Genomic DNA, 23,504 nt, shown 5'->3' with positions numbered 1-23,504 from the left:
GATGCCATCAAAAGCTTGGTACAAGTCTTGCCCAGTATGGGATCAGATGTTTGAAATGTACGAGGAGGCACTGATGAAAATCGACGGAGGGTCAGGCTATCCGTTCGCCAGCCAGCACGCGAACGCAAACGCGACCCGCATGGACGCCAAGGCGTCGTTTGAAGCGCTGTTAGCCGAGAAAACCGAGCGCAGTGAGCGCACTGCAACCCAGGCGGGGTCAGCTAAGATCGAGCAGGCCGATTTCACGGATATGACCCGCCAAGAGCTGCGCGAGTGGATGGGTGACCAGCTTCGCAGTGGGCAAATGACTGTCGATGAATCGCAACCGTTCCTGGGCTGGGTTGCCGAAGTGCGGATTGATCAGCACGGTCGCGCCATTAGCGGCGGCGGTGACGGACTCTCAACTGAACGCCTTAACTTCTTCGAGTTGTTGCAGGGCAACAGGGACTTTTATCAGCAACGTGGCGACGCGCACGCCGCTAGCAAGATTCAGGATGCGTTGGACTTGATGGAGCGTTCCCAAGATCAGATAACGCGCTTCGATGCTCGCATATGATGAGAGGGCGGTCTCCAGGCTGTGTAAAAACAGCCAGCGGCCTCTCCAATTGCCCCGCCATGCGGGGCGACTTCGTTGAGCGGCAACGAATGCTGTACCGATAGGTGGGTTGGCCTCAGGCCAGTGCCATCGTCAGCCGCTGCATCAATACGTTGGCGCCAACATGCAGCATCGGCCGCTTCAGGTTGTACGCCAGCACCGTTAGGCTCAGTTTTCCTCGAGCTTTTTCGAGGTCGAGGGACTTGAGTTAGAGATCCATGACACGGACGAGGTGACCCTCGGAAATCGGCTCATCTAGGAAAGGCGACAGCAGGTCAAGCTGCTCGAGGGAGTCGCCAGTGGTAGCATGCCATGATGAAAACTGCCCATCAGGGAAAACCTGATGGGCAGTGTGCCAAAGCGGGCGGTGTTTTGACACGGCCCTTCACGGCAAAATGTTTATGCTCGTGCTGAGGGTGTTCCACGGCGAGTTGGTGGAGGTGTTTTGATAAGCGAAAATGCCAGAAACAGAGCTGCCGTCAAGATTGTAATACCGCAAGAAGGCAGCAACGGTTTGGCCTGGAGAGCAAGGGGCGAGAACACCGCCGCCTTGATCACACCACAGCTCAGTCTCATAGTTAGCGGAAGAAGGCAATTGGCCGCCTTGGTACCAGGCAATGGGATTGCTGCCGTAACCTACCTCCAGTACTGCTGCCCGAAGGCTTGCCCCGCCGTGGCCGCAGCTCGTTGACAACGTGCCTGGCGAGGGAAAGATTTCCCAGTCTCCGCAATCTGAGGAGTACACAGCGAAGACCCACATTTCGGTCAGCGGCGATGCTGGCTGTCGTGGAGCGGATTCATCCGTATCTGCCACTGCATCGAATTCCGCTTGTACGCCTTCGGATTCCAGCTCCTCAATTGCTACTATAGCCGGAACGACTGGCCGCCCCTCCTGTTCCTCATCACCGTCCTGAGCGAGCGCGCTGGCGCCAAAAATCAGCACCATGAACCCCACGATGAGACCTAGATAATTTTTCTTCATGATAGCAACTTTCCTTATATTCGTGCTCATTGGGTTTCCCCTTTGATTTCATGGTGTGTTATTCTAAATAGGAGTTTTACTTTAGTATTTTTTTACGTTTGTTGCCCTGCATTAAAGTACAGGTTGAATAATTTTTTGCATAAAATGGCTATAAGAGCACATGGCCATCTCGCGGGACAGCGCCATCGTGATCAAACGTGCCGATGTAATAACCAGCGGCACTGCGCAGTACCCAGACCGGCAGGCTTGTGCTGGCGTAAGTTTCGGCTAGCCAACCCGTGCGAATCTCGGGCTTGGCTGTTGGGAGTCGAACGAGTTGTGCTGATGTCGGTGAACCCGTAGCAATCCCCTGGGAGACAGCAGTCGTCATACCTCTCTACTGGAAGTCGCCCTCAACTCGTGGCAAGCTGGATCTCGACCACACCGCGCCCTAGAGCAGCGGGAAGAAAAATGAGAATTAGGTACGGGGAGTCATGTCACAGATCTGCGCGTCCCGCACGGCCTTCGTTGGCCTGCTTCAATACTACTTGTTTGGCAGGTCGCCATATGGCTGGATGTCGTCAATGACCCCGTATTTTAACGTCCAACAGTTGGGCTTCGCTGTGTGGCCTGATAGACGGCTCTCGACCCAGAGCGGGCATGATCATTAAACGGGCCGCTCGAAAAAATGCTATAACATTCCATCTAATTTCTTGTTGTTGAGGGAGGGGTATGGCTGATAAAGATGCTGACGGCGTGGAAGGAGTTTTAGCCTACTTGAAACCGGGCGCTACCAAATGGGCTCCATTAGATGAATCCTCATTTAATATTCTTTATGGTGAACATCAGGAGTTAGATCCGGAAGCTCCGCTTAACTCTGAACAGAAGAAATGGTTGGCTGAGAGCAAGCAGTCCCTAAATGATATGCTCTCTTCTGCATTGCAACTACCAAATCTAGCCTTTTTTGCGGGCAGTGGTACTTCTTTGGGAGAAGTGGCTGGCCCTAGCATGTGGGATTTGTGGTGTAGATCCATGTGGGTCAAACCCAGCGCTCACAAAGATGAGCCGGAATATGGACAATTGACGGAACTTGCTTCTGTCATATGTGATAAAGTCAATTACTCTGAAAGAAAAAATCCTAATATCGAGCATTTTCTTTCTCAGTGCGATGCCTTTTTACTATTCAGAGAAGATGAAGAGGTCAGAGATTTTTTGATAAAAGTTAAAGGGATAATACTAGAATCTTGTTCTGCATTTATCGGTCAGCAAGGTAGTGATATTTCTTCTTACAGTGGTTTGCTGCAAAAATTGGCTCGCCGCAGGGTTCGTGATCCTCGTCTAAAAGTATTTACAACAAACTATGACATGTGTTTTGAGACGGCTGGGTCTGATTTGGGGATGATGATAGTTGATGGCTTTTCTTATACCAGACATCGTCGATTTGACGGTCGTTATTTTAACTATGACGTGGTTCGTAGAGAAAACGATAATCATGAATTTGTGGAAGGCGTCTTGCAACTGTTCAAACTTCATGGATCGGTAAGCTGGGAGCGGTCTGGCAATGATATATTCGAGTGTTCTCTTCCGTCTCCTGAGAGCGCGGCACTTATATATCCGGCAAAGGGGAAATACCAGCAAGCATTTATTCAGCCTCACCTTGAGTTGCTCTCTCGATTCTTCGAGACATTGCGCACACCCAATAACTGTCTATTGATGTCCGGCTTTGGGTTTAACGATGATCATCTGTCCGAGCCTATCGTGTCCGCTATTAAATCAAACCCAAGCTTGAAGCTCATCGTTGCTGATTATAAGGCTAAAAATCATATAGATAATTTAGGAAAAAATGGCTCCAGCCAATACTGGGTAGAGCTATCCGAGTTGTCGTCTAGTGGATATGATATTCACTTTGTTAACTCTTCGTTCAGCGATTTTGTTAAGTATATTCCAAATCTTAGAGCGCTGAGCCCTGCTGAGCAATTAGCAAAAGCAATAAAAAAGGCGGGAAAATAATATGGAATTGGATGCTCTTTTTACGGGCTCTGGCATATTGCATAATGAGCTAAAAGTTGGTGTCGTATCGACCGTTACGGCTCAATTGGTAAAAATCAACCTTGCACATGCCGGTGATGTAAGCGGTAGTTATATAAAAGGGGCGAGATATGGCAGGGGTGAAGTGGGAGAGTTAGTTCTCATCGAGGGGCAGCAGGCAATAGTTCTTGGTCGGGTTACAGAGGTTCGATTGCCAGATCGAGATAGAACGGAACTCTCTCAAGATTATCAAGGTTCAAGCCAGCTTGATGCTATTGGGTATGTAAAGTTGCTGGGTTCTATAAATATAGAAAACCTCAGAATTCAAGCTGGAATATCTGCATACCCGCGACTAGGTGACCGCGTATTCTCTGCCCCTACTGAACTGTTGTCAGCATTGCCACAGTTGATGAATGATGGTGTTGATTCCGTGACAACGGCTAATGTCACTATTAATTTGGGTAAGGCTGCCGGAGGGGAAGGAAGTAGTATCTATGTTACTCCTGAGAAACTTTTTGGTAGACATTGTGCGATTCTTGGTTCAACTGGTGGCGGGAAGAGTTGGACTACAGCGAAAGTTATAGAGGAATGTGAAAAGTTTTCAGGCGCTAAGGTTATAATAATTGATGCAACAAGTGAATATCGCTCATTAAATAGTGCTTCGATAGTACATTATCATCTTGGGAGCCCACTACATAAAAGCTATAATTCTTCAGAAATAAAAATCCCTCCGACTGATTTTTTTGAGTCGGATTTTATTGCAATGTTTGACCCATCAGGTAAGGTGCAAGGTCCAAAGTTGAAGGAAGCGATTAAAAGCCTTCGGCTGGCTTCTCTAGCTCCAGACAAATTCCCGGAAGGTTTGATTCGTAAGATTGGGCAAACTAAGAGTTTGTATAGGCAGGCTATGAATGCAGGAGATAATTCAAAACTTGTCGATGATCCTTCACAGCCGTTTGATGTTAGCAAGCTAGCCCGTCAAATTGTAGAAGAGTGTTGCTGGGATAATGATGATAGATGGGGAGCGGCAAATAACGATCTTGGATATTGCTCTTCATTGCTAACTAGAATACAAGCTGTCACTTACACTCCGTCTCTGAAGGCTGTATTTCAAAGCGACGAACAGCTAAAAACTCTCACAGAGGCCCTAGAGGAGTTTTTTTCAAATGACATGAGAGTCTTTAGACTTTGCCTGAGTGATGTAAGCTACGAATTCTACGCGAGAGAAGTCTTGGCTAATGTAATTGGTCGAAAGCTGTTAATGTTTGCAAGGGAAGAACGGTTTCGTATTATGCCACTTTTGACCGTAGTAGACGAGGCGCATAACTTTCTTGGTAAGCGAGTAGGTGCAGAAGATCACTCTACAAAGTTGGATGCTTTCGAGCTTATCGCAAAGGAGGGCAGGAAGTACGGCCTGAATATATGCCTGACAACTCAACGCCCCCGAGATATAACGGAAGGTGTCCTTAGTCAAATGGGAACACTCCTAGTGCATCGATTAACCAATGATAGAGATCGCGAGGTAGTCGAACGAGCTTGCGGCGAAATCGATCGTTCAGCAGCATCTTTTTTGCCGAACTTAAAGCAGGGAGAGGTTGCTGTGATTGGTGTTGATTTCCCAATACCGATGACTATTCAAATAGATAAGCCAATTACTCCACCTTTGTCAGATGGACCAGATTTTCAAACAATTTGGAAATCCGAGGTTGCTTCATATTAATCTTTCCTAGAGGTTTTTGTAGCAGTCTTGTATTCTTCTGATTTGGTCTTCGATTGATGGAAGTCCGCTTCTGGCCGAGTGAGGAATTTTAGCTTATGCTGATGGGGCGGTTGACGACCCGCAGCGGAGAAGCCTGCAAATTCTGCATGCACGTCCATCCAATATCTGAGCGCACAGTCTAATCACTGTTCGGCTCCTTGGAGACTGACATGTCATCAATTGTAATTGAACTTCAGAGAGATGCCTTAGACAGGGCGGTTGCCATAACAGATCTACTACGAAAGGCGCTCGTGGTAGCTAGAAAGCTCAAACAGCAAGAGTTCCTGTCATGGATCGAAAGTGAGCTGTCCGGTTACCAAGGCGATATTGATATCCCGGAATATCGTGAGCTGGTCGGACAAGTAAAAGGCTGGAATCCTTATAATGGCTGGATTCCAGTTATCATAAATGACGCAGAAATTATGGAGACACTTTCAACTCAATACACGGGGCAGTCAATCTCCGAAATAGAAAATATTCTTGGCCAGGGTGGATCAGATTCAAGACTGCATATGCCATTTTCTCCAAGTCAACAACAGGCTCTGCGTAGTCTCGTCAATAACAATACAGAATTTACCCTTTTTGTCCCGTTGTCGCGCCTGTCAAGAATTGTGGACTCTGTGCGAAATGCAATCCTAAATTGGGCTCTTGAGCTAGAGGATAATGGGATTCTTGGAGACGGGTTAAGCTTTTCCGAGTCAGAAAAGGAGGCAGCAGCCAGCCATAGCTATAACATAAACAATTTCTTTGGAGATGTCTCTGGCTCGAATCTTCAGCAGGCTAGCGGTCACGCGAATCGCCAGTATATTGAAGCTGCTTTGAATATCGGGAAGATCCAAAATGTGGTTAGCATCATAAGGGACAATCTAAACAATCTTGGTATCGACGAGGAGAGGATATCCGAGATAGGGTCGGACCTTCAAACCATCGAAGCGCAACTAAATTCACCGAAGCCAAAGCCCCCTATAATAAAGGAATCATTGAAAAGTATACGTGCTGTGCTTGAAGGCGCAGGTGGTGGGGCCGCGGCCCAAGTACTTATGGAGATTGGGAAGGTTCTGCTATGAACCGAAAAAGCCGCTCCACACGGACAAATCTGCGCCTCGCTTCAATTTGCCGGTGAGCGGATCATTATATCAGCACATGATGAAGGACCGCTTCTGGCCGACAAAAGACCTCCTTGATGAAATTTTGAAGTGCAGGAATATATATGACATATGGCTACAGACTGAATGTTGAGCATCTCATGCTTAGGAGAGCAAACACTAAGTTTGATGAGGCAAAGAAGAGAATGGTTGAGGTTCCTGATTCTGTACCCGAGTCTGGAGAGACTTACTTCTTTAAAGGTCCAGGGTTTGAAGATGATGAAACCATAGCTCTTTGTATTGAGGCTTTCCTTGGCTGGGCTGTTTCATTTGAGGCGTTTGTAAACTTGGCGTGGAATTCTCACCCAATAGCTAAAGAAGAGGACGAGAGAAGCTATGGGAGTACAATAGCGAAGCTAAAGAAGCTATACAGGCTCAGCGGGCTGAATTATGGAAGTTCGAGTTGGAGAGCTGGTGTTCAATATCTTTTTGATATGCGAAACTATCTTGTGCATTACAAGGATGAAGTTGTTTACATCGGGTTCAGTTTTGCAGCTAAGTTTCAGCACGATTTCTCAGAAAAAAGCATGCAGAAAATTCAACATGATGTTCTCTCTGCGATAAAGGAAGTTGGTGAGCTATTTGGTGTTGAGGCTGGACTTATTGATGGCAATTATGATCACTTGGTGTATAAGTATTGATTGCATTTGGGAGTGAGAGTATTAGCGAGAAAGTTACTAGGAGTTTTAGTTGTGATTGTCATTAAGAAAGCTGCCTTCTTCCCGACCGAAGAACCTACTGGGAAGCCGAATTGCAAGGTGTTCTACAGGATCGAGAGGGACGGCTCGATTACCAGTAGGGCATTCCTTGACGTTCCTGATGTGTTCGAGCGAGAGCGCCTTATCTCCACTCATTACCTACGCCATATGGTAATGCATTTTTGGAACAAGGATGTCGGCGTAAGGGAGGTGGCTCGAGACAACCCTTGGGATTTTACCCTAGAGTTGAGTACTGGGCTGTGTCTCAATATAGAGGTGACATCCATAGCGGACAGTCCTGCTCACTTTGAGATCAATAAACGCGAGGAAAGACTGAGTGCCTGCGTTGCTTGCGAAACTCTCCCATTACATGAGCTACGTTGGTTGGCAAAGGTCTTCCCTGAGCCATACCTCGCAGCCCTCATTAAAGAGTACGAGGCCGAAGGCGTCCAAGCGGCGCAGATGGTGGACAACCCTTTGAAGGATGACCATCTTCGAATTTTTGTAAGTGCCCTGCACGATCCGCAAGAGCATCTTAAGGACCAGTTATATGCAGTCATCGACAAGAAAGTTAAGAAGCGGCATGGCGGTAAGCTCAACACCGTTATAATTATCGATAATAGAACCAGTGTTTACGATGCCCATGAGTATGTGGAAGCGGCCCAGGCGCTACAGCCATATTTGGATGCTGTCCCATTTCCTGAAGTGTGGTTTTACACCGGATATTTTTCTGATCATACTGGAAATTATGCTGAGTTTAGCTTTTCGCCCCTCAAGGTTACAGATGAGCAAGCTAGCGTACTTGAGAGCATGGCTAGGCAAGCCAAGGTCGGCAATGGCGGACGCATAGTTTGGTGAACGACGGAGACTTAGGCCTAACTTAAAGTTGCAGCAAACGGTTTCGCTCCGGCTGAATTACGTCTTATATCAGGCCATGCTGAACGACCGCTTCTGGCCGAATGTTGCCACTTATCTACGCATTTGGAAAGATAAATTATGTCTTTCTGAAACCCAGGGTAGGGTTAATGTAAGGCGCTCTATAAAGTGATACATTGGTGAAAATATTGGCCATGGCCGAATTAACCAATTCCTACTCTCTTGAGATATTCGAAATCCTCCAAGAGCATCGTAGCATCAGGCCCAGTTTTATCAACCCAAGCATCAATTATATTTCTTGCATTTCTCTGTAGCTCGATTTTTACATCATCAGCGACTATCAGTTGTACGGAAACACCATGTTCTTTCATGGATTGGTAATTTTCTTCCTGTCTCTTCTGCATAATATCCCAAAGCTTAGCCTCGGTATCTTCAGCAGCCCGGTCGACGGCGTCTCGCAATTGCCTGGGCAAGCTGTCATAGGCCAACTTATTTACTACAGAAAAGGAGAGTGGCGCCGCATAATTCAACGCCGTAAAGTATCTAAGGTGCTGCCATAACTGCCAGCCAGCACCACCATCGCCTGAAGACATGACGCCAGAAATTTCGCTGTTGGCGATGAGCGGCATGGCTTGACCAAATGGCATGTTCACTCCCGTGACTCCGGCTGATGCGAGCAATGCCGCGGAGGTGGTATCGTAGGTTCTGATACGGAGCTTTCTTAGATCATCCATGGATGCTACCGGAGAGGAGGACCACAAGCCAGTTGCCGGCCACGGTGCCGAATATAAGAGATGCAATCCATTTCTTTCGAATCGCTGTCCGTATACCTTCCGAGTTGCTGCCTGAAGGCACTTTGTATCGTCTATAGAGGATGTCAAAAAAGGCAGAGAGACCAGGTTGAAAACTGGCTCGATGGAGCCTAGAGGTCCCCCATGAATATCAGCAACTTGAACCCTGTCTTCTCTTACGTAGTCGAAAATTTCAATTGCACCAACAGGAAAATCGAATCGATTACTGATCAGTAGCTTCCCCCAAGAGTATTTACTTGCCATCTGGGAGAATGTCTCCAGGCCAATTCCCGGAATAGTCGTAGCGGGATATTCGGATGCTGCTAGCCAGTTAACTTTTTCGGGTACGGTCGCCTTGTACGATGCTGGTAAGCTTAATGTGGAGATGTTGTTTTTTGAAATAGAGGATTTCATAGTGTCAGTCTTTTGGTTCTGGTCGGGATTCAAGGCTTGTTGAGTCGGAGGTGTTCTTGTCACTTCCTCGCGACAGTATGCCTAGCAGAGCACCTGAAATGATCAGCACTGCCGAGATGATCAAGGCCAAATCTGGTGTTTCATATAAAAGAATCCATGAACAAGCAATGCCAAAGATAGGAACAAGCAGCAAGCCCACCGACGTCGCTGCCGAAGGTATGGCCCGATTCACGGTAGTCATGGCCCAATAGGCGACCGCTATGCCAAATACACCACCGTAAAGAAGGAGTAGTACCACACGAAGATTGAAGGTAATCGATGGCACGCCTTCAAAATAGACAGCGATGGGAAACAGCACAAATGTCGCAACCAATGCTTGCCAGAATGTCAGCTCGAAGGGCGGAGTAACCCATTTATGAATGCGGATATATAATATACTAGCGGCCCAAAAGAGTGCAGCAATCAGGATAAGGCCGTTGCCATAAATAGAATCGATATCAGCCCATGAAAAATCACCGGGATTGAACAAGACGAGCAAACCAACTAGGCCCAAAAAAGATCCCACTGCCCGTGGGCGTGAAAGCCTTTCACCTAGTAATAAATAGGCGGCAGGTATTACCCAGATCGGCGTCGTATAGGCCAGGACCACCGAGCGGCCCGCTGTGACGTATTGTAGACCCAAGCTGACGAATGCGGAAAAGGCTGTCATATGCAGTAACCCGACGGATAGCACTACCGGGAGGTCTTCTCGCTTAGGCACGACCAAGCGTCTACAAGCAAAACACACGACTAACAGTGCCACTGTGCCAACGGCTGACCTCAAGAACACGATCCAGAGAGGCGGAATGTCTTGCAACAATAACTTTCCGACAGGCCAATTCAGTCCCCAGCAAAAGGCAACCAGGACAAGCAGTGACAAGGCTCGATATTTATTCATGATTTTTACTCTACAGAAGGCCTTGGCATCTTGAGCCTATAGGCTGCATCATACTTCAAGGTACACGATGGTCACGTATCAGCACCAGCGCCGTTGTTTCGTAGTGTCCTTGTTTTGGAAGCGGGTGCTTTACCGGACACACGAAGTGATGGCTTTCTGCCAATTCAACGATTCTTCAGCTTTCGTCCTCGCATGAAGCAGAACATTGCCACCGCCTGGACCAGAGCCACCACAGCGAAGAAAAGCATCGACGAGTTCATCGGGGGGCCTGTCGACTCGCGCAGCAGGCCGAACATTACCGGGGCGAACGCATAGCTTGCCTGTGAGATCGCGACGATCATCGGAACGGCTCGCCGGGCATCCTCGCTGGTAAACTCGACCTGTGCGATGAGGGGGGGTAAGGAGGTGGAGTTACCGATGCCCGAGCCGAACAGGACCACGCCAAGCCAGACCAGGACCAAGTGATCGCCCGCCAGCATCAGCACGATCGAACCCCCGAGCTGTGTCGCATAGCCCATGCCGGCTACCAGACGCCGGTCTGTATTCGGCTTCAGCAGCCAACCGACCAACGTTCGGCCGATAATCGCGCAGAGGGTGGCGAGTCCCATTGCCCAGCCGGCCCATTGCTCACCAAGCCGGGGTGCCAGCAGCGAGAACAGGTGTGCGATCAGGCCGATCTGGGCGAACAGTCCCAGCGACATCCCCGTCGCCAGAGTTAGGAATCGCCGACTCATGAACAACAAATTCCCTGGAAGCGACATAGCTGCCGAGGCGGCCCTCCTGGTCGACGTGTCGGCACCGCCACCATCCACATGCTGACCGAGCTGTTCGGGCGTGCGCGAGAATACCAGGGTCGCCAGCGAACTGACGATGGCGACCAGCAGCAGGCCAACTCCCCAGGCGGCGGTGACGAAGCCGAAGGCACCGATCAGCCAGACCCAGAGCGGTGAAAAGATCAACCCGCCTAGGCTGGCCCCGTTATACGCCATGCCTAGCGCCGCGGGCCGTGCGCTGATGAACCACGGCGCGATGATCGCATTGACCGCCGCGGCGCCGAGCGCTGCCCAGCCAAATCCACTGAATAGCGCCGCAGTGAACAATTGCCAGGGCAAGCGAGCCGAGGCCCAACCGAGCACGCCAATCGCGAGCAGCGCTGCACCCAGCACCGTGATGATGGGAATGCCGAAACAGCGATAGAGTCGAGGGAGGTTGGCCACCACCAGGGCGCCACACAAGAAATGCAGCGTTACGGCAGCCGATACCCAGGAGACCGGCCATCCCGTTCGCTGGACGACTGCATGCATGAAGATCGGTGGCCCATAGAAGCCCACGCCCCAACCGCAGGTCGCCAGTACGAAGGTGGCTCCCACCACCGTCCAGCCAAAGAACCTCGTCCGTTGCATGGCTCGGAATCCACGTGGCATATCGAAAAATGCAGTATGCTCAAGACGGACAATCGACACTTCGGGATATATCGAACCATGGATGCGGAAGCGGTCGATCTCAGGCTTTCCGGCACCGCTGCGGCCGTTGCCGATCCAGCGCGAGCCCGTATGCTTTGCAGCCTGTTGGATGGCCGGGCACGAACCGCGACGGAGTTAGCGGCCCTGGCCGATATCGGTGCCTCTACGGCCAGCGGCCATTTCGCAAGGCTCCGCGAGCAAGGGTGGGTCGAGGTCACCGCGCAGGGCAGACATCGCTATTACCGGTTGGCTAATAAGGAAGTGGCAACGGCGCTGGAAGCCTTGCTGAGGGTCGCCGGCGCCTCCCTGGCAACGTTCGAACCCTCCACGCCCCTTGGATTGAGACATGCACGCACCTGCTACGACCATATGGCTGGTGAAGTCGCGGTCATACTGCACGACGCATTGGTGCAGAGCGGCTGGCTACTGCTGGAGGGTACGGATTACCTCCTGACGGAAAAAGGTGAGGAAGGGTTCGTCAGGCTTGGCGTGGATCTCCTTGAAACCCGCAAAAAGCGCCGGCGCTTCGCCTACCCGTGTCTGGATTGGAGCGAACGACGTCCTCATCTGGGTGGGGCATTGGCCGCCGCGCTATTGACGCTGATGAACGAGAAAGGTTGGTTGGTTAAGTCACTGGACTCCCGGGCCTTGCAATTGACGGCCAAGGGCGCTGCACGATTCAATACGCATTTCGGTGCCGAGGTCGAGACGACGAAAGCTGATTGCTCCAGATCCAACAGCGCTCTCCGCTGAGAAGCCCTGGTATTGTCTAGGGCTAGGCTAACCAGCAAGATCTGCCAGATACTCGACCTCAGCGCACACACCGCCGACAAGTCCTGGAAGTCCGCGTGGAAAATCGCACCATCACGGCGTTGAAGTGCCTCATTGCCGGCTGAGTCCCTTTCCGGGAGCAGGGCTATGGATAGCGTAGAGGCATCCCACTATCTGTAGCGTTGACGTAGCGCAAATAGTAAGGTGCTGGAAGCAGAGATACTTTGAGGATAAAAAGATTAACATGTGGTGGTGGGGCATCGGGTGCTGACGGCTGATATCGGGCCAGAGCGGCCATTAGAACAATCACGGAGAAAAGGGCGCTCTGCTGTGGTCAGAGTCACGTCCTTGTTGCCGATGAACATGCCGAAGCGTTCATGCATCCTTTGATAGATACGGCTCTGCCGCTTGCATAGGAACGCCAGTATATTTGGCTGAGTGCCTGTTAAGAGAAATTTCTAATATATTTGTTTAATAAGTAGTTTCAAGATTTTTTCCCACTCAGGAAATACGCAACTTGGGAAGACGATGATGGAGTGTTTCTACATCGATGAGAGCGGCTACACAGGGTTCGACCTATTGAATCCGGAGCAGCGCTTCCAAGGTGCTGCGGCGGTGGCCATCAGCGATGACGAAGCGGCACAGTTGATCCGAGAGTATTTCCCAAAGCTTCAGGCGGCCGAACTTAAGTACCGCGCGCTGGCACGCCGACCGGGCTACCGGCAGCCGCTGATCGACTTGCAGCGCGCCGTGCTCTCCCAGCACAAGTGCGTGACCTACGTTTGCGACAAGCGGTTCCTGCTGCTCCTTATGTTTCTGGACTACGCTGTCGAGCCGTTCTACTACGAGCTTGGTCAGGACTTCTACAAGGATGGGCAAAACTATGCCCTGGCTTCGCTTCTGTACACTGTCGGTCCCACTTTGCTCGGCAAGTCGGCCTTCAATGATCTGCTTGCGGCCTTTCAGAGGGCGATGAAGGAAAAGACCCCGCAGGCCCTGGAGGCGTTGGTAAAGGCGGCCAGGAAGCTCAACTGGAGTGAAATCCCCGAAGCACTGGGGCCGCTTGCGTTTAGGGCGCCTGTGTGCCTGTCCGCGATCGCCACGCCGGGGGTCTCGACCGATGCGGCGATGGTGGTGCTCCAGTCCCTGATCACCCGGATGGAGGTGATGGCATCAGGTCCTTACTTGGTCATGCACGATCAGTCGAAGAACCTGCTCAGGTATCACGAGCTCCTGCAGCGCTACATCGGCCATCAGGATGAAGTCGAATTCAGGCAGACGCAGATCGCGAGCATCCGTTTCCCGCTCAAGCTATCTTCCGTGACCCAGGTCGATTCGAAGACCAGTCCAGCCGTGCAGATCGCCGACGTTATGATCGGCGCCGCCATCGAGGCCGCCAACGGACTGACCGGCCTGCGCCCGCCACTATTGAACCCACAGGCCGTGCTATCTCTGTACGCCGATGAGCAGTTCATTCACTTGGTGCCATCGATCAACTTCGATGAACAGAAGCAATTCCGTGAAGGTGCGCAGGCGGCGGAAATGATCGACTACTTCGCCAAGCACTTCGGCACGAAACCCACGTGAAGCTGCCACGGACGCATACCAGCAGGGAGGAACTACATGGCACGAATCAGGAAAATCGAGATCGCCAACTTTCGCGGCATCCAGCGACTAGCCTGGTGTCCGGCACCGGGCATCAACTGCTTGATCGGTCCGGGTGACAGCGGTAAGTCTTCAGTGCTGGATGCAATCGACCTGTGCCTTGGGGCCAGGCGCAATGTCCAGTTCTCGGATGCGGACTTCTTCGACCTGGACATCACGTCCCCGATCAGTATCACCCTAACGCTCGGTTGCCTTGACGATGCCATGAGGACACTGGAGAGCTACGGCGCTTTCCTGCGTGCTTTCAACGCCACCACCGGCGCCGTCGAAGATGAACCATTGGTCGACGCGGAGGTCGTGCTTTGTCTGAACCTGACCGTCGCGAGTGATCTGGAGCCCTCTTGGACCTTGGTTTCCGAGCGCGCGGCACAGCAAGGCATCGTCAAGACGCTCGCGTGGAAGGATCGCGTCGCCCTGGCTCCCACACGTATCGGCGCGTTCGCAAACGTCAACCTGGGATGGCAGCGTGGCTCCGTTCTGAACCGCGTCTCGGAGGAGCGAGCTGACGCATCAGCCGCCCTTGTCAAGGCAGCCAGGGATGCACGTAGCGCCTTCGGAGACCAGGCCGAACAACAGTTGGGAGAAGCGCTGGGGATTGTCACAGACACCGCTCAGGAACTGGGCGTCAACATCGGCGCTAAGGCCAAAGCGCTCCTGGATTCGCATTCGGTGTCGTTCGGTGGCGGCACCATCTCCCTGCACAACGAAAGTGGCATCCCGCTTCGCAGTCTTGGTGTCGGCTCCACGCGCCTGCTCGTCGCCGGCCTGCAGCGCCAGGCGGCTGGCAAAGCGTCGATTGTGCTCTCGGATGAGTTGGAGTATGGGCTGGAGCCGCACCGGATTGCCCGGTTCCTGGGCTCCCTCGGTGCGAAGGACGACGCTGCTCCGCTGCAGGTGTTCCTCACCACTCACTCCCCCGTGGCGCTGAGAGAACTGTCGGGCGACCAGCTCTTCGTGCTGCGCCGTAGTCCTCAAGGCCACGAGGCCTACCCGGTTGGGACCGACAATGGCATCCAGAGCACGATCCGCCTTTATCCTGAGGCCTTCTTGGCAGGGTCTGTAGTCGTGTGCGAGGGTGCCAGTGAGATCGGTTTGCTACGCGGCTTGGATCTGTTCAATCTCGAGCAAGGAGGCGTGTCGCTGGCGGCGTTGGGGGTCGCTCTCATCGACTGCGGTGGCGGGGATCCTGATCGACCGTACACTCGCGCTGTGGCCTTCCAGATCCTAGGCTATCGGGTCATGGTGCTGCGCGACGACGACAAGAAACCCACGCCGGCAATCGAGCAGGCATTTATCGAGAGCGGCGGCGCCATCGTCGCCTACCGATTGGGCCGTGCGCTGGAGGACGAGCTATTCGGCAGCCTCACGCCAGAGGCGTGCAAACAATTGATCACCTATGCCAATGAGCTGCATGGCGACCTGATTATCGAACACCTGCGTACAGCCTCGAACAACACGCTAACCTTTCAGCAGGTCTGGGACGAGATTCATAACACCGGTGCGCTGGCAGCGGAGCACAGGGCTACCCTCGGTCAGGCAGCGCGCATCCGAAAGGCTGGCTGGTTTAAGTCCATTTCCTGGATGGAGGATGTGGCCAGGACCATCGTCGCGCCAGACCTGCCTCATTGTGATCCGGGCTTTCGTGAGCTGATAGACCAAGTATTCGGGTGGGCCGCAAATGCGCCCCGCTGAAATCGATCTTCGTGTGATCAGTCGCGGTACCGTCACCGCACCGGCTGGCTGCGGCAAGACGCAATTGATCGCCCACACGCTTGCCGGCCATCAGGGCAGCAAGCCCATCCTTGTGCTAACACACACGAACGCCGGGGTTGCGGCCTTGCGCGGCCGACTGGACCGCGCTGGGGTGCCAACGAGCGCCTATAGGTTGAGTACCATCGATGGCTGGGCCATCCGGCTTATCTCGTCCTTCCCTGGGCGCAGTGCCCACAATCCAGAAATACTGCAGTTAGCAGCACCTGCACACGACTACCCGGCAATCCGTGACGCCGCATGGAGGTTGCTGCAAACCGAGCATATTAGCGAGGTGCTGAAAGCCTCGTATGCGCACCTCATCGTTGATGAGTATCAGGACTGTTCGGTACCTCAGCACCACATCGTCTACTTCCTCTCGCTGATCCTCCCGACCTGCGTGCTGGGCGACCCGATGCAGGCGATCTTCGGGTTCCGTGGCAATACGCTGGTCGACTGGAACCAGCAGGTGTGCACACATTTCCCAGTCGTCGGGGAATTGGCAACGCCCTGGCGATGGCGCAACGCCGGTGCGGAAGCACTTGGGCAATGGTTGCTGGAGGCCCGCGGGAGGTTGGTTACGGGCCAGTCGGTGGATCTGCGCAGTGGGCCACCGGAGCACGTAACCTGGATCCAGGCCGTGCCGCCCAACGATCACACCCAGCGCCTAGCCGCGGCGAGGGCAGTGCCACCTACCGCTGATGGGCGAGTGCTCATCATTGCCGACAGCCGCAACCGGGCAGCTCAACAGAACTTTGCGAGCCAGATACCAGGAGCTTCGACGGTCGAGGCAGTTGACCTACGAGACCTCATTGCCTTCGCCAACGGGTTTGATGAGAAATCAGCTGATGCGCTGGGACAACTGCTGGCACTGGCGCAGAGCGTCATGACCAATCTGGGTGTGCCGGAATTGACGCGGCATCTGGGATCCCTGCAAAGAGGAACCGCAAGAAATCCCCCAAGCGTGGCGGAGAGTCGTGCCCTGGCTTTCGCTCAATCGCCATCGCTCACCGGTGCTACAGAGTTGTTGTTGGCCCTGCGTGCGCAGCCGAACGTGCGCGTGCACCGGCCGGCCATCCTCTACGGTGTTCTCAAGGCGCTCCGGGACGCCTCGCCGGGAACCATCCCATTGGCGGAAGCAGCCAGGCGCGTGCGGGAAGAGAATCGGCTGCTGGGACGCCCGCTTCCCAAACGTGCTGTTGGAAGCACGTTGCTGCTCAAAGGGTTGGAAGCTGAGGTGGCGGTGCTAGTGAATACAGAGGGGATGAGCGCACAGCACCTATATGTGGCCATGACCAGGGGCTCTATGAAGCTCGTTGTGTGTAGCCCGAATCCCGTTGTTGGCTAGCCAAACCCCGGGATGGAGTTGACCCGGAGGCGCTTTCAAACGTTCGCTCTTGGCCCGATAGTAGGAACCTACACAATTCAGGTATCATTCTTGTGTTCATAAGCCACCGAAGGGCCCCATATGGATACAGAATTAGCCGATTTCGAAAAACGGATGCAGAAAGAACTCTATGCCTTCTTTGAGCCAAGTTCTCAACGAGGCAAGTCAGCTCAACGCTCAACGTCTATCCCCACCTTCAAGCCCGAAAAGCAAGATGCCAAGGCGATGAAGACGGGCCACATTGTCAAGCTGGCGGTCCGGACCAAGCAGCTTGAGATGGACTCTGTGTTCGAGTATCACTCATCCAGTATCTCCAAGCTAGAGGCACAGATAGAGGCCGAGAGGGTTGCCAGGAAAGCGAGTTACCCCATCATTGGTTATGTAGTCGATATCAAGCGATTCTGAGTAGGTCCAGGGTTAAGATTGTTTTTCAAAGTCTGTCTTGGAGAGTGCATCCAGGTCATCCGGGACGAACTGGCCCTCGATGATCAGCGCGAAGTCGTCGCAGAAAATGCAGAGATGCCGCTGGACCTGTTCGTCACATAAATGGACTTGCAAGGTGCAAAGGAAGATAAGACATCGGGCAGTCATCCTCGTAGCTGATTGCCAGCAGACGCTAGGTGGTCAGATCCGATAGCCACGGATGAGCGGGTTTCGTGAATGAGGCATGGGAATTCTCCCGTTAGAGGAAAGGCGGAGCCCTTCTCCTGCTGGGCAAGAGCCCAGTGGGTGGAGAAGGTGCGAAGTTCGATCATCAGGAATGGTGGCCGGCCGTTTCGTAAGGGTCGTCTACCAACCGCTGTAGTTGAGGATCAGTGCGCCGATGACTCGCCGACGTTCGAGATCGAGCCCGCCCAAGTCAGCCAGCCCGTGAACGCCGACACGCTTGAGTAGCGCTCCGCCGTCCCCGACGTTGTAGAAGCTCACCATGGCGGCGAGAAAGACCTTCTCGCCGGAACTCATGACGCCGATGGTCTGGTGGATGGCCTCAAGATTCGGGCACAGATCCCATTTGCTGACGGCCTCTTGCAGGCCTTGCTGGGTACCGTCGCCGAACAGTTTGGGGCCGGCCAGCTCGACACCGCGTGCCCAGGCATGGAAGAAGGCGTGTGGTGCTTTCGAGAAGTGCCGATCATTGCGCGCGATCTTATCGAAAAGCACATCTTTCGTGATCGTTTTCATGACAAGGTCTCCTTGAGTTGGGAAGGGGATTACGGAGCGAGGCGTTGCGTTCAGGCACCCGTTGCCAGGGCTCGTCTGCTGAGGAGTCGAAGGACATGGTGCGCTCCTGTTCGTAGAAGATCGGAAGCACCCGATCCCGGCGGGATGAATGCTTCCCGTGGATATAAAAGGCATCGGCGCCAGGTCCTGGCGGCGTCCGCGCAAGCGATGCGAAGCGGACTGGAATGGTCAACGTGGAAGGCCCACGGCGCAGTCTTGAAGACCGGGACTGCCTGGGCATGGTGCTGACGCATCAGCAACGCATAGCGAGACATTGGCGATGCCTTGTCATTGTGTCAGCCGACAATGCGCTACGTGGCGCAACCCGCTTACCGTAAAGCCCGCTGCACCCCTACCGTACTGAAGAGAGGGATGGCGCATGTGTCATCTCCTGTTCGGATGAGAGCGCAAACGCTCTTGGCTGCCTGTTCCGAAGGTTGGCGGCGTGCAGCGTGACGAAGGAGAAGACCAAGGAACTGGAGGCCGTGAGCCTCCAGCGAGAGATGAGGAAACCACCCGTGGGCTGTCGCAGGGAACTGGCCGTCGTCAGAGCCGCCCACTGCACCAGCAATCGCACCCGACCCGTATCGTGGCTGAGGTCGGTATCGTTCGGCACACATCCGCGCACAAAGGGAGCCTGTTGTTTCACCGGCGGGCACCGGCACCGAGTACCGTCCACCCCGGAGGGTCTCCTGGCGGCTCGCGTGAGCAAGGCGTCAGGAGACCCGGCGGAACGGACAAAAGCATGGCCGATCAGCGGCATCGCATGAGGCGATACTAGGAGCAGTTGCCTTCTCGTCCTGCCAGCTCTTCGGCCAGGCGGAACACGCACACCGTTGCAAGAAGGGATCGTGTGCTTGGGAGGCCTCGCATGTGCGAGGCAAGTGCCAGGTCAAAACGCCTTGGGCGCTGATCGACGGAGCTTGCGCGATGTCAAGCGTTTGCGACGACCGGCGGGCGTGATGGCCACGCTGCCCTTGCAGTCGGGGTAGCGGCGGCACGACCAGAACGGCCCGGTCTTGCCGCGGCGTTGGCGAGTCGTCTCACCGCAGAGCGGGCAGGGCGGGCCTTCAGGCACCTTGATCGCCAGGCTCGCGCACTGCACCAGTTGTGTGACCCAGGCCGCCTGCTTGCCGACGAAGGTCTCCAGGGTCATCTGTCCCGTCTCGATCATGTCCAAGGCCTGTTCCCAGATGGCCGTCGTACCTGGGTCGGTGATCGTGGTCGGCACGGCGTCGATCAACGTGAAGGCCGCCTCCGAGGCTCGGATGGCACGACCATTCTTGATCAGGTAGCCGCGCGTCAACAGGCCGTTGATGGTGCCGGCACGTGTGGCCTCGGTACCGATGCCTGTCGTCTCCTTGAGCGTCTGCTTCAAGCGCGGATCGGTGACGAGCTTGGCGACGCCCTTCATGGCCTTGATCAGTTCGCCCTGGGTGTAGGGCTTGGGCGGCAGGGTCTTGAGTGCCTTCAACTCGACGTCGCCGATGAGGCAGCGTGTTCCCTCTGCCAGTGGCGGCAAGACTTGACGACGCTTGGCCGGTTCGTCATCCGCATCGGCATCGTGACGCGGCAGTGCCTGATGCCAGCCGGGTACTGCGATCTGCTTGCCGGTGGCGTGCAGTCTCTCGTCTGCGCACGACAGGCGTACCGCGGTGCGGTCGAACTCGTGATGCGGCAGGAACTGCGCCAGATAATGCGCCCGGATCAACCGATACACCGCCAACGCCTTCTCGGACATGGCCGCAAGATTCGCCGGCTCCAGCGTGGGGATGATGCCGTGGTGAGCGCTCACTTTCGCGTCGTCCCAGGCACGTGAACGTTGAGTACGATCCAGCCGATTAAACAGCGGGCGCAGGTCTGGGTCGGTAGCGAGCAGGGCATCGAGGACTGTGGGTACGTCGGCCAGCATGCTCTCGGGCAGGTAGCCTGAGTCGCTGCGGGGGTAGGTGGTCGCCTTGTGCGTCTCGTAGAGCGACTGCGCGATATCCAGCGTCTCCTGCACATCCAGGCCCAACTGCCGGGAACACACTTCCTGCAGGGTACTCAGGCTGAAGGGCAGTGGTGGTGCCTCACGCACACGCTCGGTTTCCACCGACAGCACCTGCGCCTCGTGGGCGCTGCGGATGCGCTCGGCGGCCTGCTGCGCTACTGTCTGTTGCAGGCAGCGGCCCGCTGCGTCCGCGCTGTCGTCCGGAGGCACCCAACTCGTGCTGAAGGACTGGCCGGCGGTCGACAGATTGACCTCGACGGTCCAATACGGCACAGAAACGAAACATGCGATCTCACGGTCGCGATCCACGACGAGGCGCAGCGTCGGCGTCTGAACGCGGCCCACCGACAGCACACCGTCGTAGCCGGCCTGGCGGCCGAGCACGGTGAATAGCCGACTCAAGTTCATACCGATCAACCAATCGGCGCGCGAACGTGCCAGGGCCGAGTCGTAAAGTGGCAGCGTCTCAGCGGACGGCTTGAGCGAGTCCAGTGCCTTGCGGATCGAAGCATCGTTAAGCGCCGATAGCCATAGCCGTTGTATCGCGCCTTGGTAGCCGCATAGCTCGAGGAGCTCGCGGGCGATCATCTCACCCTCACGGTCGGCATCCGTCGCGATGACCAGGTTGGTCGCCTGGGCCAGCAGTCCCTTGACGATCTTGAATTGCTTGGCGGTGGAGGCCTTGACCTCGCTGCGCCAGCGTTCGGGAATAATGGGAAGCTGCTCGATGGACCAGTACTTGTACTGTTCACCATAGGCTTCCGGTGGCGCGGCTTCGATCAGATGACCGATGCACCAGGTGACGACGATACCGGGGCCGTTGTAGCAGCCGTTGCCGCGTTGCTTGGCCCCCAGCACACGCGCGATATCCTTGCCTTGGGAGGGCTTCTCGCAGAGATACAGCCGCATGTCGCCTCCTCGAAATAGCGTGGTGTTCGTCGAATGAGCACCAGCATGTCCGTGGGAGCGGCGACAGGCAGCAAGGAAGGGGGACGCCGTGACCACCGGCTTATTGGCGGGAGAGAGCAGCGCTGCGACAGTAGTGTTCTGCGCTGACCGCAGATCGTTGTACAGACACGTCGTATCGGGAGGGTGACCGGAACTCGGTGGACTTCCTTGACCCTATACCCCGGGTATAGCGATAGAGGATCGGTACTGCCATCGGTGGGACCAGGAGAATGTAGTGGGTAAGCACTGGCGCAACGAGGGCGACAGTAAGTGGCTACTGCCGCCCTCGCGGCACGGTCACGACTCGCTCGGTGGCTCGGGCTCGGACCCCGAGGGTTTGGCGCTCAGGGTGACCTGCTCCAGGCGATAGGGCAGGATGCCGACACTACGCGCGTTGATCTTGTATGTGACGCGGGGATTCTCCTCGCTGTCCTTCCACTCGTCGCGCTCCTGGCGACCGCTGACAACGACGCGCATGCCTTTCTGATACAGCGTCCGCCAGTGTTCGGCGTCGGGATGCCACAGCTCGACCGGTGCCCAGAAACCGCCACGGTCTTCATAGCCGCCATCCTTGGCCGGGACCGGATTATCGAAGTAGACGTTCAGGCGCAGCAACCGGCGCGGCTCGTCGTTGTCTTGCGGGAACTCCCGGTAGTCGGGCGAGGAACCGATATTGCCCTCGCCAAAGAAATGCGTGCTCATGTGGACTCCTTCGGAGTGATGGGGACGTGGCCATGGACACGTCGCTGGTGGATTGCCTCGGCCTGCGCCATCCTGCTGGCGCACTCCTGGGCGTGGCGGGCGATGCTGTGCATCAGGCTGATCTGCATGTTCAAGGTGATGCGCTGTTGCTCCATCGCATGCAAATCGTCGATCAAGGTGCCCGGTGTCGCGGCGCTTCTGATCAATTCCTCCCACAGCGCCACACCCATCGACGATCGGTCGAGGTTGCGCCAGCGCAGGAAGGTCGTGCCTGCCCCCGTGGTCTGCTGAGTCAGTCGCACGGGCAGCAGACTGAAGGGGTAGCCACGTGCCTGCACCAGGACTCGCCGCTGTGCCAGGGTAATCAGGTCGTCGCGCAGCGCCTCGCAGTGGCTGGCCCAGGTCGCAAGCTCCCCATTACCTTTAAAAGGTCGTAAAAGGCCTTTTAGGTAGGCTGCGTGTTCCAGCCGCTGGAAGTCCGGCTGTTCCAGCGCCGTGAAGCGGTTGAGGGAGGTCATGTCGGTGCATCCCCGTCGTCCAGTGACGATGCCTCTGCGACCGATGCCTCACTGGATTCGACGGAGGCTTCTTCATGGGACTCGGCGGCCGTCGTATCGATCTTCGCCGGCGCGGCCAGTGATGAGTGGCGAACGAGTGGCGGTGCGAAGCGCGAGCGCCGGGTGCCTTCCAGCACCTCCTGCGGCAACGGCCCGTACTTCTCCAGTGCCGCGCGTGCCGCAGCGTTATTCGCGGCAAAGTCATCGCGCTGGGTACCTGAGTACTTATACTGCTGAGCCAGCGAGAACAGGCTGCGCAACTCATGAGCGCCTTCGTCGAGCCAGCGTTCCAGGGTGCTGCGATCGATCAGGGCGGTGTGGTGCGCCAGGATCAGGCGCCGAGCCAGGTCGTCATAATCGGCCAGCAGGTAGACCGCCAGGTAGCCGAGCTGGGCATTGATGAATAGGGGAAGCTTGACGGGCTGGACGTTGAGATTTTCTCCCAGGCTGAGCGCTGATGGGACATCGGCCAGGGCCTGGTCGACCTGCTCGCGTAGGGCCTGGAGCTGCTCCTTGGTGGTACCGAGCTTCTCTTCGATGCGTAGCATCCACCAATCGGAATACGGATCGTCCTGCTCGGCGCCGCGCTTCATCTTGTTCATGATGCTGATGAAGCCATTGAGGCCAACGATGCCCGGCTTGCCTTCGGCGAGGGCACGACCATGCCAGATGCGCGAGGCGTGGTGGGTGTGCAGTGTCAGCGAGATCGCACTGCGCAGCGATCCGAGATTCAATTGCAGTTCGTTGGCCATGGAGACTACTCGTCGGTGATGAACGAATCGCCAGCCTAGGAAAATGCCGGAAGGCCATCAGTGAACAAAGCGTATCCGGCGTCGGCCTGTTT

Annotated in this window: 20 protein-coding genes; 11 read left to right on the top strand and 9 right to left on the bottom strand. The window is 55.0% G+C overall.

The features are described 5' to 3' along the window. Positions 1-73: 73 nt before the first annotated feature. On the top strand, positions 74-556 hold the full coding sequence (locus C1H69_RS10395; RefSeq protein ID WP_102653336.1) for a hypothetical protein: 483 nt from the start codon (positions 74-76) through the stop codon (positions 554-556). Between the two features lie 424 nt (positions 557-980). Here the strand turns inward: C1H69_RS10395 and C1H69_RS10390 are convergent, their stop codons facing one another. After that, positions 981-1,577 carry a DUF4879 domain-containing protein gene (locus tag C1H69_RS10390; protein ID WP_165789459.1) on the bottom strand — a complete coding sequence of 199 codons (597 nt, stop codon included), beginning with the start codon at positions 1,575-1,577 and terminating at the stop codon, positions 981-983. Between the two features lie 711 nt (positions 1,578-2,288). On the opposite strand from C1H69_RS10390, the gene C1H69_RS10380 reads away from it, so the two are divergent. From C1H69_RS10380 to C1H69_RS10360, 5 genes are all read left to right on the top strand, one after another. Then, positions 2,289-3,566: an SIR2 family protein gene (locus C1H69_RS10380; protein ID WP_102653333.1), complete on the top strand. Its 1,278-nt coding sequence runs from the start codon at positions 2,289-2,291 to the stop codon at positions 3,564-3,566. Position 3,567: 1 nt separating this feature from the next. Then, entirely contained in the window at positions 3,568-5,304 is a 1,737-nt protein-coding gene (locus tag C1H69_RS10375; protein ID WP_102653332.1) for an ATP-binding protein, read from the top strand. A gap of 209 nt (positions 5,305-5,513) precedes the next feature. Next, positions 5,514-6,410 carry an AbiTii domain-containing protein gene (locus C1H69_RS10370; protein WP_102653331.1) on the top strand — a complete coding sequence of 299 codons (897 nt, stop codon included), beginning with the start codon at positions 5,514-5,516 and terminating at the stop codon, positions 6,408-6,410. A gap of 143 nt (positions 6,411-6,553) precedes the next feature. After that, positions 6,554-7,129 (top strand): hypothetical protein, encoded by a 576-nt coding sequence (locus C1H69_RS10365; RefSeq protein ID WP_102653330.1) that lies wholly within the window; start codon positions 6,554-6,556, stop codon positions 7,127-7,129. A gap of 51 nt (positions 7,130-7,180) precedes the next feature. Next, on the top strand, positions 7,181-8,044 hold the full coding sequence (locus C1H69_RS10360) for a hypothetical protein (protein ID WP_102653329.1): 864 nt from the start codon (positions 7,181-7,183) through the stop codon (positions 8,042-8,044). A gap of 221 nt (positions 8,045-8,265) precedes the next feature. Here C1H69_RS10360 and C1H69_RS10355 read toward each other — a convergent pair whose 3' ends face one another. The 3 genes from C1H69_RS10355 to C1H69_RS10345 all read right to left on the bottom strand — a co-directional run bounded on the left by C1H69_RS10355 (position 8,266) and on the right by C1H69_RS10345 (position 11,607). Then, entirely contained in the window at positions 8,266-9,267 is a 1,002-nt protein-coding gene (locus tag C1H69_RS10355; RefSeq protein WP_102653328.1) for a TRAP transporter substrate-binding protein, read from the bottom strand. Between the two features lie 4 nt (positions 9,268-9,271). Further along, positions 9,272-10,204, bottom strand: a complete 933-nt coding sequence (locus C1H69_RS10350; protein ID WP_102653327.1) for a DMT family transporter — start codon at positions 10,202-10,204, stop codon at positions 9,272-9,274. A gap of 164 nt (positions 10,205-10,368) precedes the next feature. Next, positions 10,369-11,607, bottom strand: a complete 1,239-nt coding sequence (locus C1H69_RS10345; RefSeq protein WP_102653326.1) for an MFS transporter — start codon at positions 11,605-11,607, stop codon at positions 10,369-10,371. Between the two features lie 36 nt (positions 11,608-11,643). Between C1H69_RS10345 and C1H69_RS10340 the strand changes: the two genes are divergently transcribed. The 5 genes from C1H69_RS10340 to C1H69_RS10320 all read left to right on the top strand — a co-directional run bounded on the left by C1H69_RS10340 (position 11,644) and on the right by C1H69_RS10320 (position 17,644). Next, positions 11,644-12,420, top strand: coding sequence for an ArsR/SmtB family transcription factor (locus tag C1H69_RS10340; protein ID WP_205738457.1), 777 nt, complete (start codon positions 11,644-11,646; stop codon positions 12,418-12,420). 546 nt (positions 12,421-12,966) lie between these two features. Then, positions 12,967-14,025 carry a DUF3800 domain-containing protein gene (locus C1H69_RS10335; protein ID WP_240609901.1) on the top strand — a complete coding sequence of 353 codons (1,059 nt, stop codon included), beginning with the start codon at positions 12,967-12,969 and terminating at the stop codon, positions 14,023-14,025. A 36-nt stretch (positions 14,026-14,061) separates the two neighbouring features. Next, complete coding sequence (locus C1H69_RS10330) at positions 14,062-15,795, top strand: ATP-dependent nuclease (RefSeq protein ID WP_102653325.1); 1,734 nt, start codon at positions 14,062-14,064, stop codon at positions 15,793-15,795. Next, positions 15,782-17,200, top strand: coding sequence for a UvrD-helicase domain-containing protein (locus tag C1H69_RS10325; RefSeq protein ID WP_102653324.1), 1,419 nt, complete (start codon positions 15,782-15,784; stop codon positions 17,198-17,200). Before C1H69_RS10330 ends, C1H69_RS10325 begins: the two co-directional genes overlap by 14 nt. 120 nt (positions 17,201-17,320) lie before the next feature. Continuing rightward, positions 17,321-17,644: a hypothetical protein gene (locus tag C1H69_RS10320; protein WP_102653323.1), complete on the top strand. Its 324-nt coding sequence runs from the start codon at positions 17,321-17,323 to the stop codon at positions 17,642-17,644. 384 nt (positions 17,645-18,028) lie between these two features. On the opposite strand, the gene C1H69_RS10315 is transcribed toward C1H69_RS10320, so the two are convergent. The 5 genes from C1H69_RS10315 to C1H69_RS10295 form a co-directional block, all read right to left on the bottom strand. Continuing rightward, positions 18,029-18,421: a hypothetical protein gene (locus C1H69_RS10315; protein ID WP_102653322.1), complete on the bottom strand. Its 393-nt coding sequence runs from the start codon at positions 18,419-18,421 to the stop codon at positions 18,029-18,031. A 931-nt stretch (positions 18,422-19,352) separates the two neighbouring features. Continuing rightward, complete coding sequence (locus C1H69_RS10310; protein ID WP_102653321.1) at positions 19,353-21,362, bottom strand: DNA topoisomerase III; 2,010 nt, start codon at positions 21,360-21,362, stop codon at positions 19,353-19,355. A 336-nt stretch (positions 21,363-21,698) separates the two neighbouring features. After that, complete coding sequence (locus C1H69_RS10305) at positions 21,699-22,103, bottom strand: single-stranded DNA-binding protein (protein WP_102653320.1); 405 nt, start codon at positions 22,101-22,103, stop codon at positions 21,699-21,701. Then, positions 22,100-22,621 carry a DUF3158 family protein gene (locus C1H69_RS10300; RefSeq protein WP_102653319.1) on the bottom strand — a complete coding sequence of 174 codons (522 nt, stop codon included), beginning with the start codon at positions 22,619-22,621 and terminating at the stop codon, positions 22,100-22,102. The genes C1H69_RS10305 and C1H69_RS10300 overlap by 4 nt, the downstream gene beginning before the upstream one ends. Continuing rightward, positions 22,618-23,412: a PFL_4669 family integrating conjugative element protein gene (locus C1H69_RS10295; RefSeq protein ID WP_102653318.1), complete on the bottom strand. Its 795-nt coding sequence runs from the start codon at positions 23,410-23,412 to the stop codon at positions 22,618-22,620. Before C1H69_RS10295 ends, C1H69_RS10300 begins: the two co-directional genes overlap by 4 nt. Between the last annotated feature and the right edge of the window lie 92 nt (positions 23,413-23,504).

This window comes from Billgrantia endophytica, from assembly GCF_002879615.1.
GTDB lineage: Bacteria > Pseudomonadota > Gammaproteobacteria > Pseudomonadales > Halomonadaceae > Halomonas > Halomonas endophytica.
This window is presented reverse-complemented; position numbering and strand designations above follow the sequence as displayed.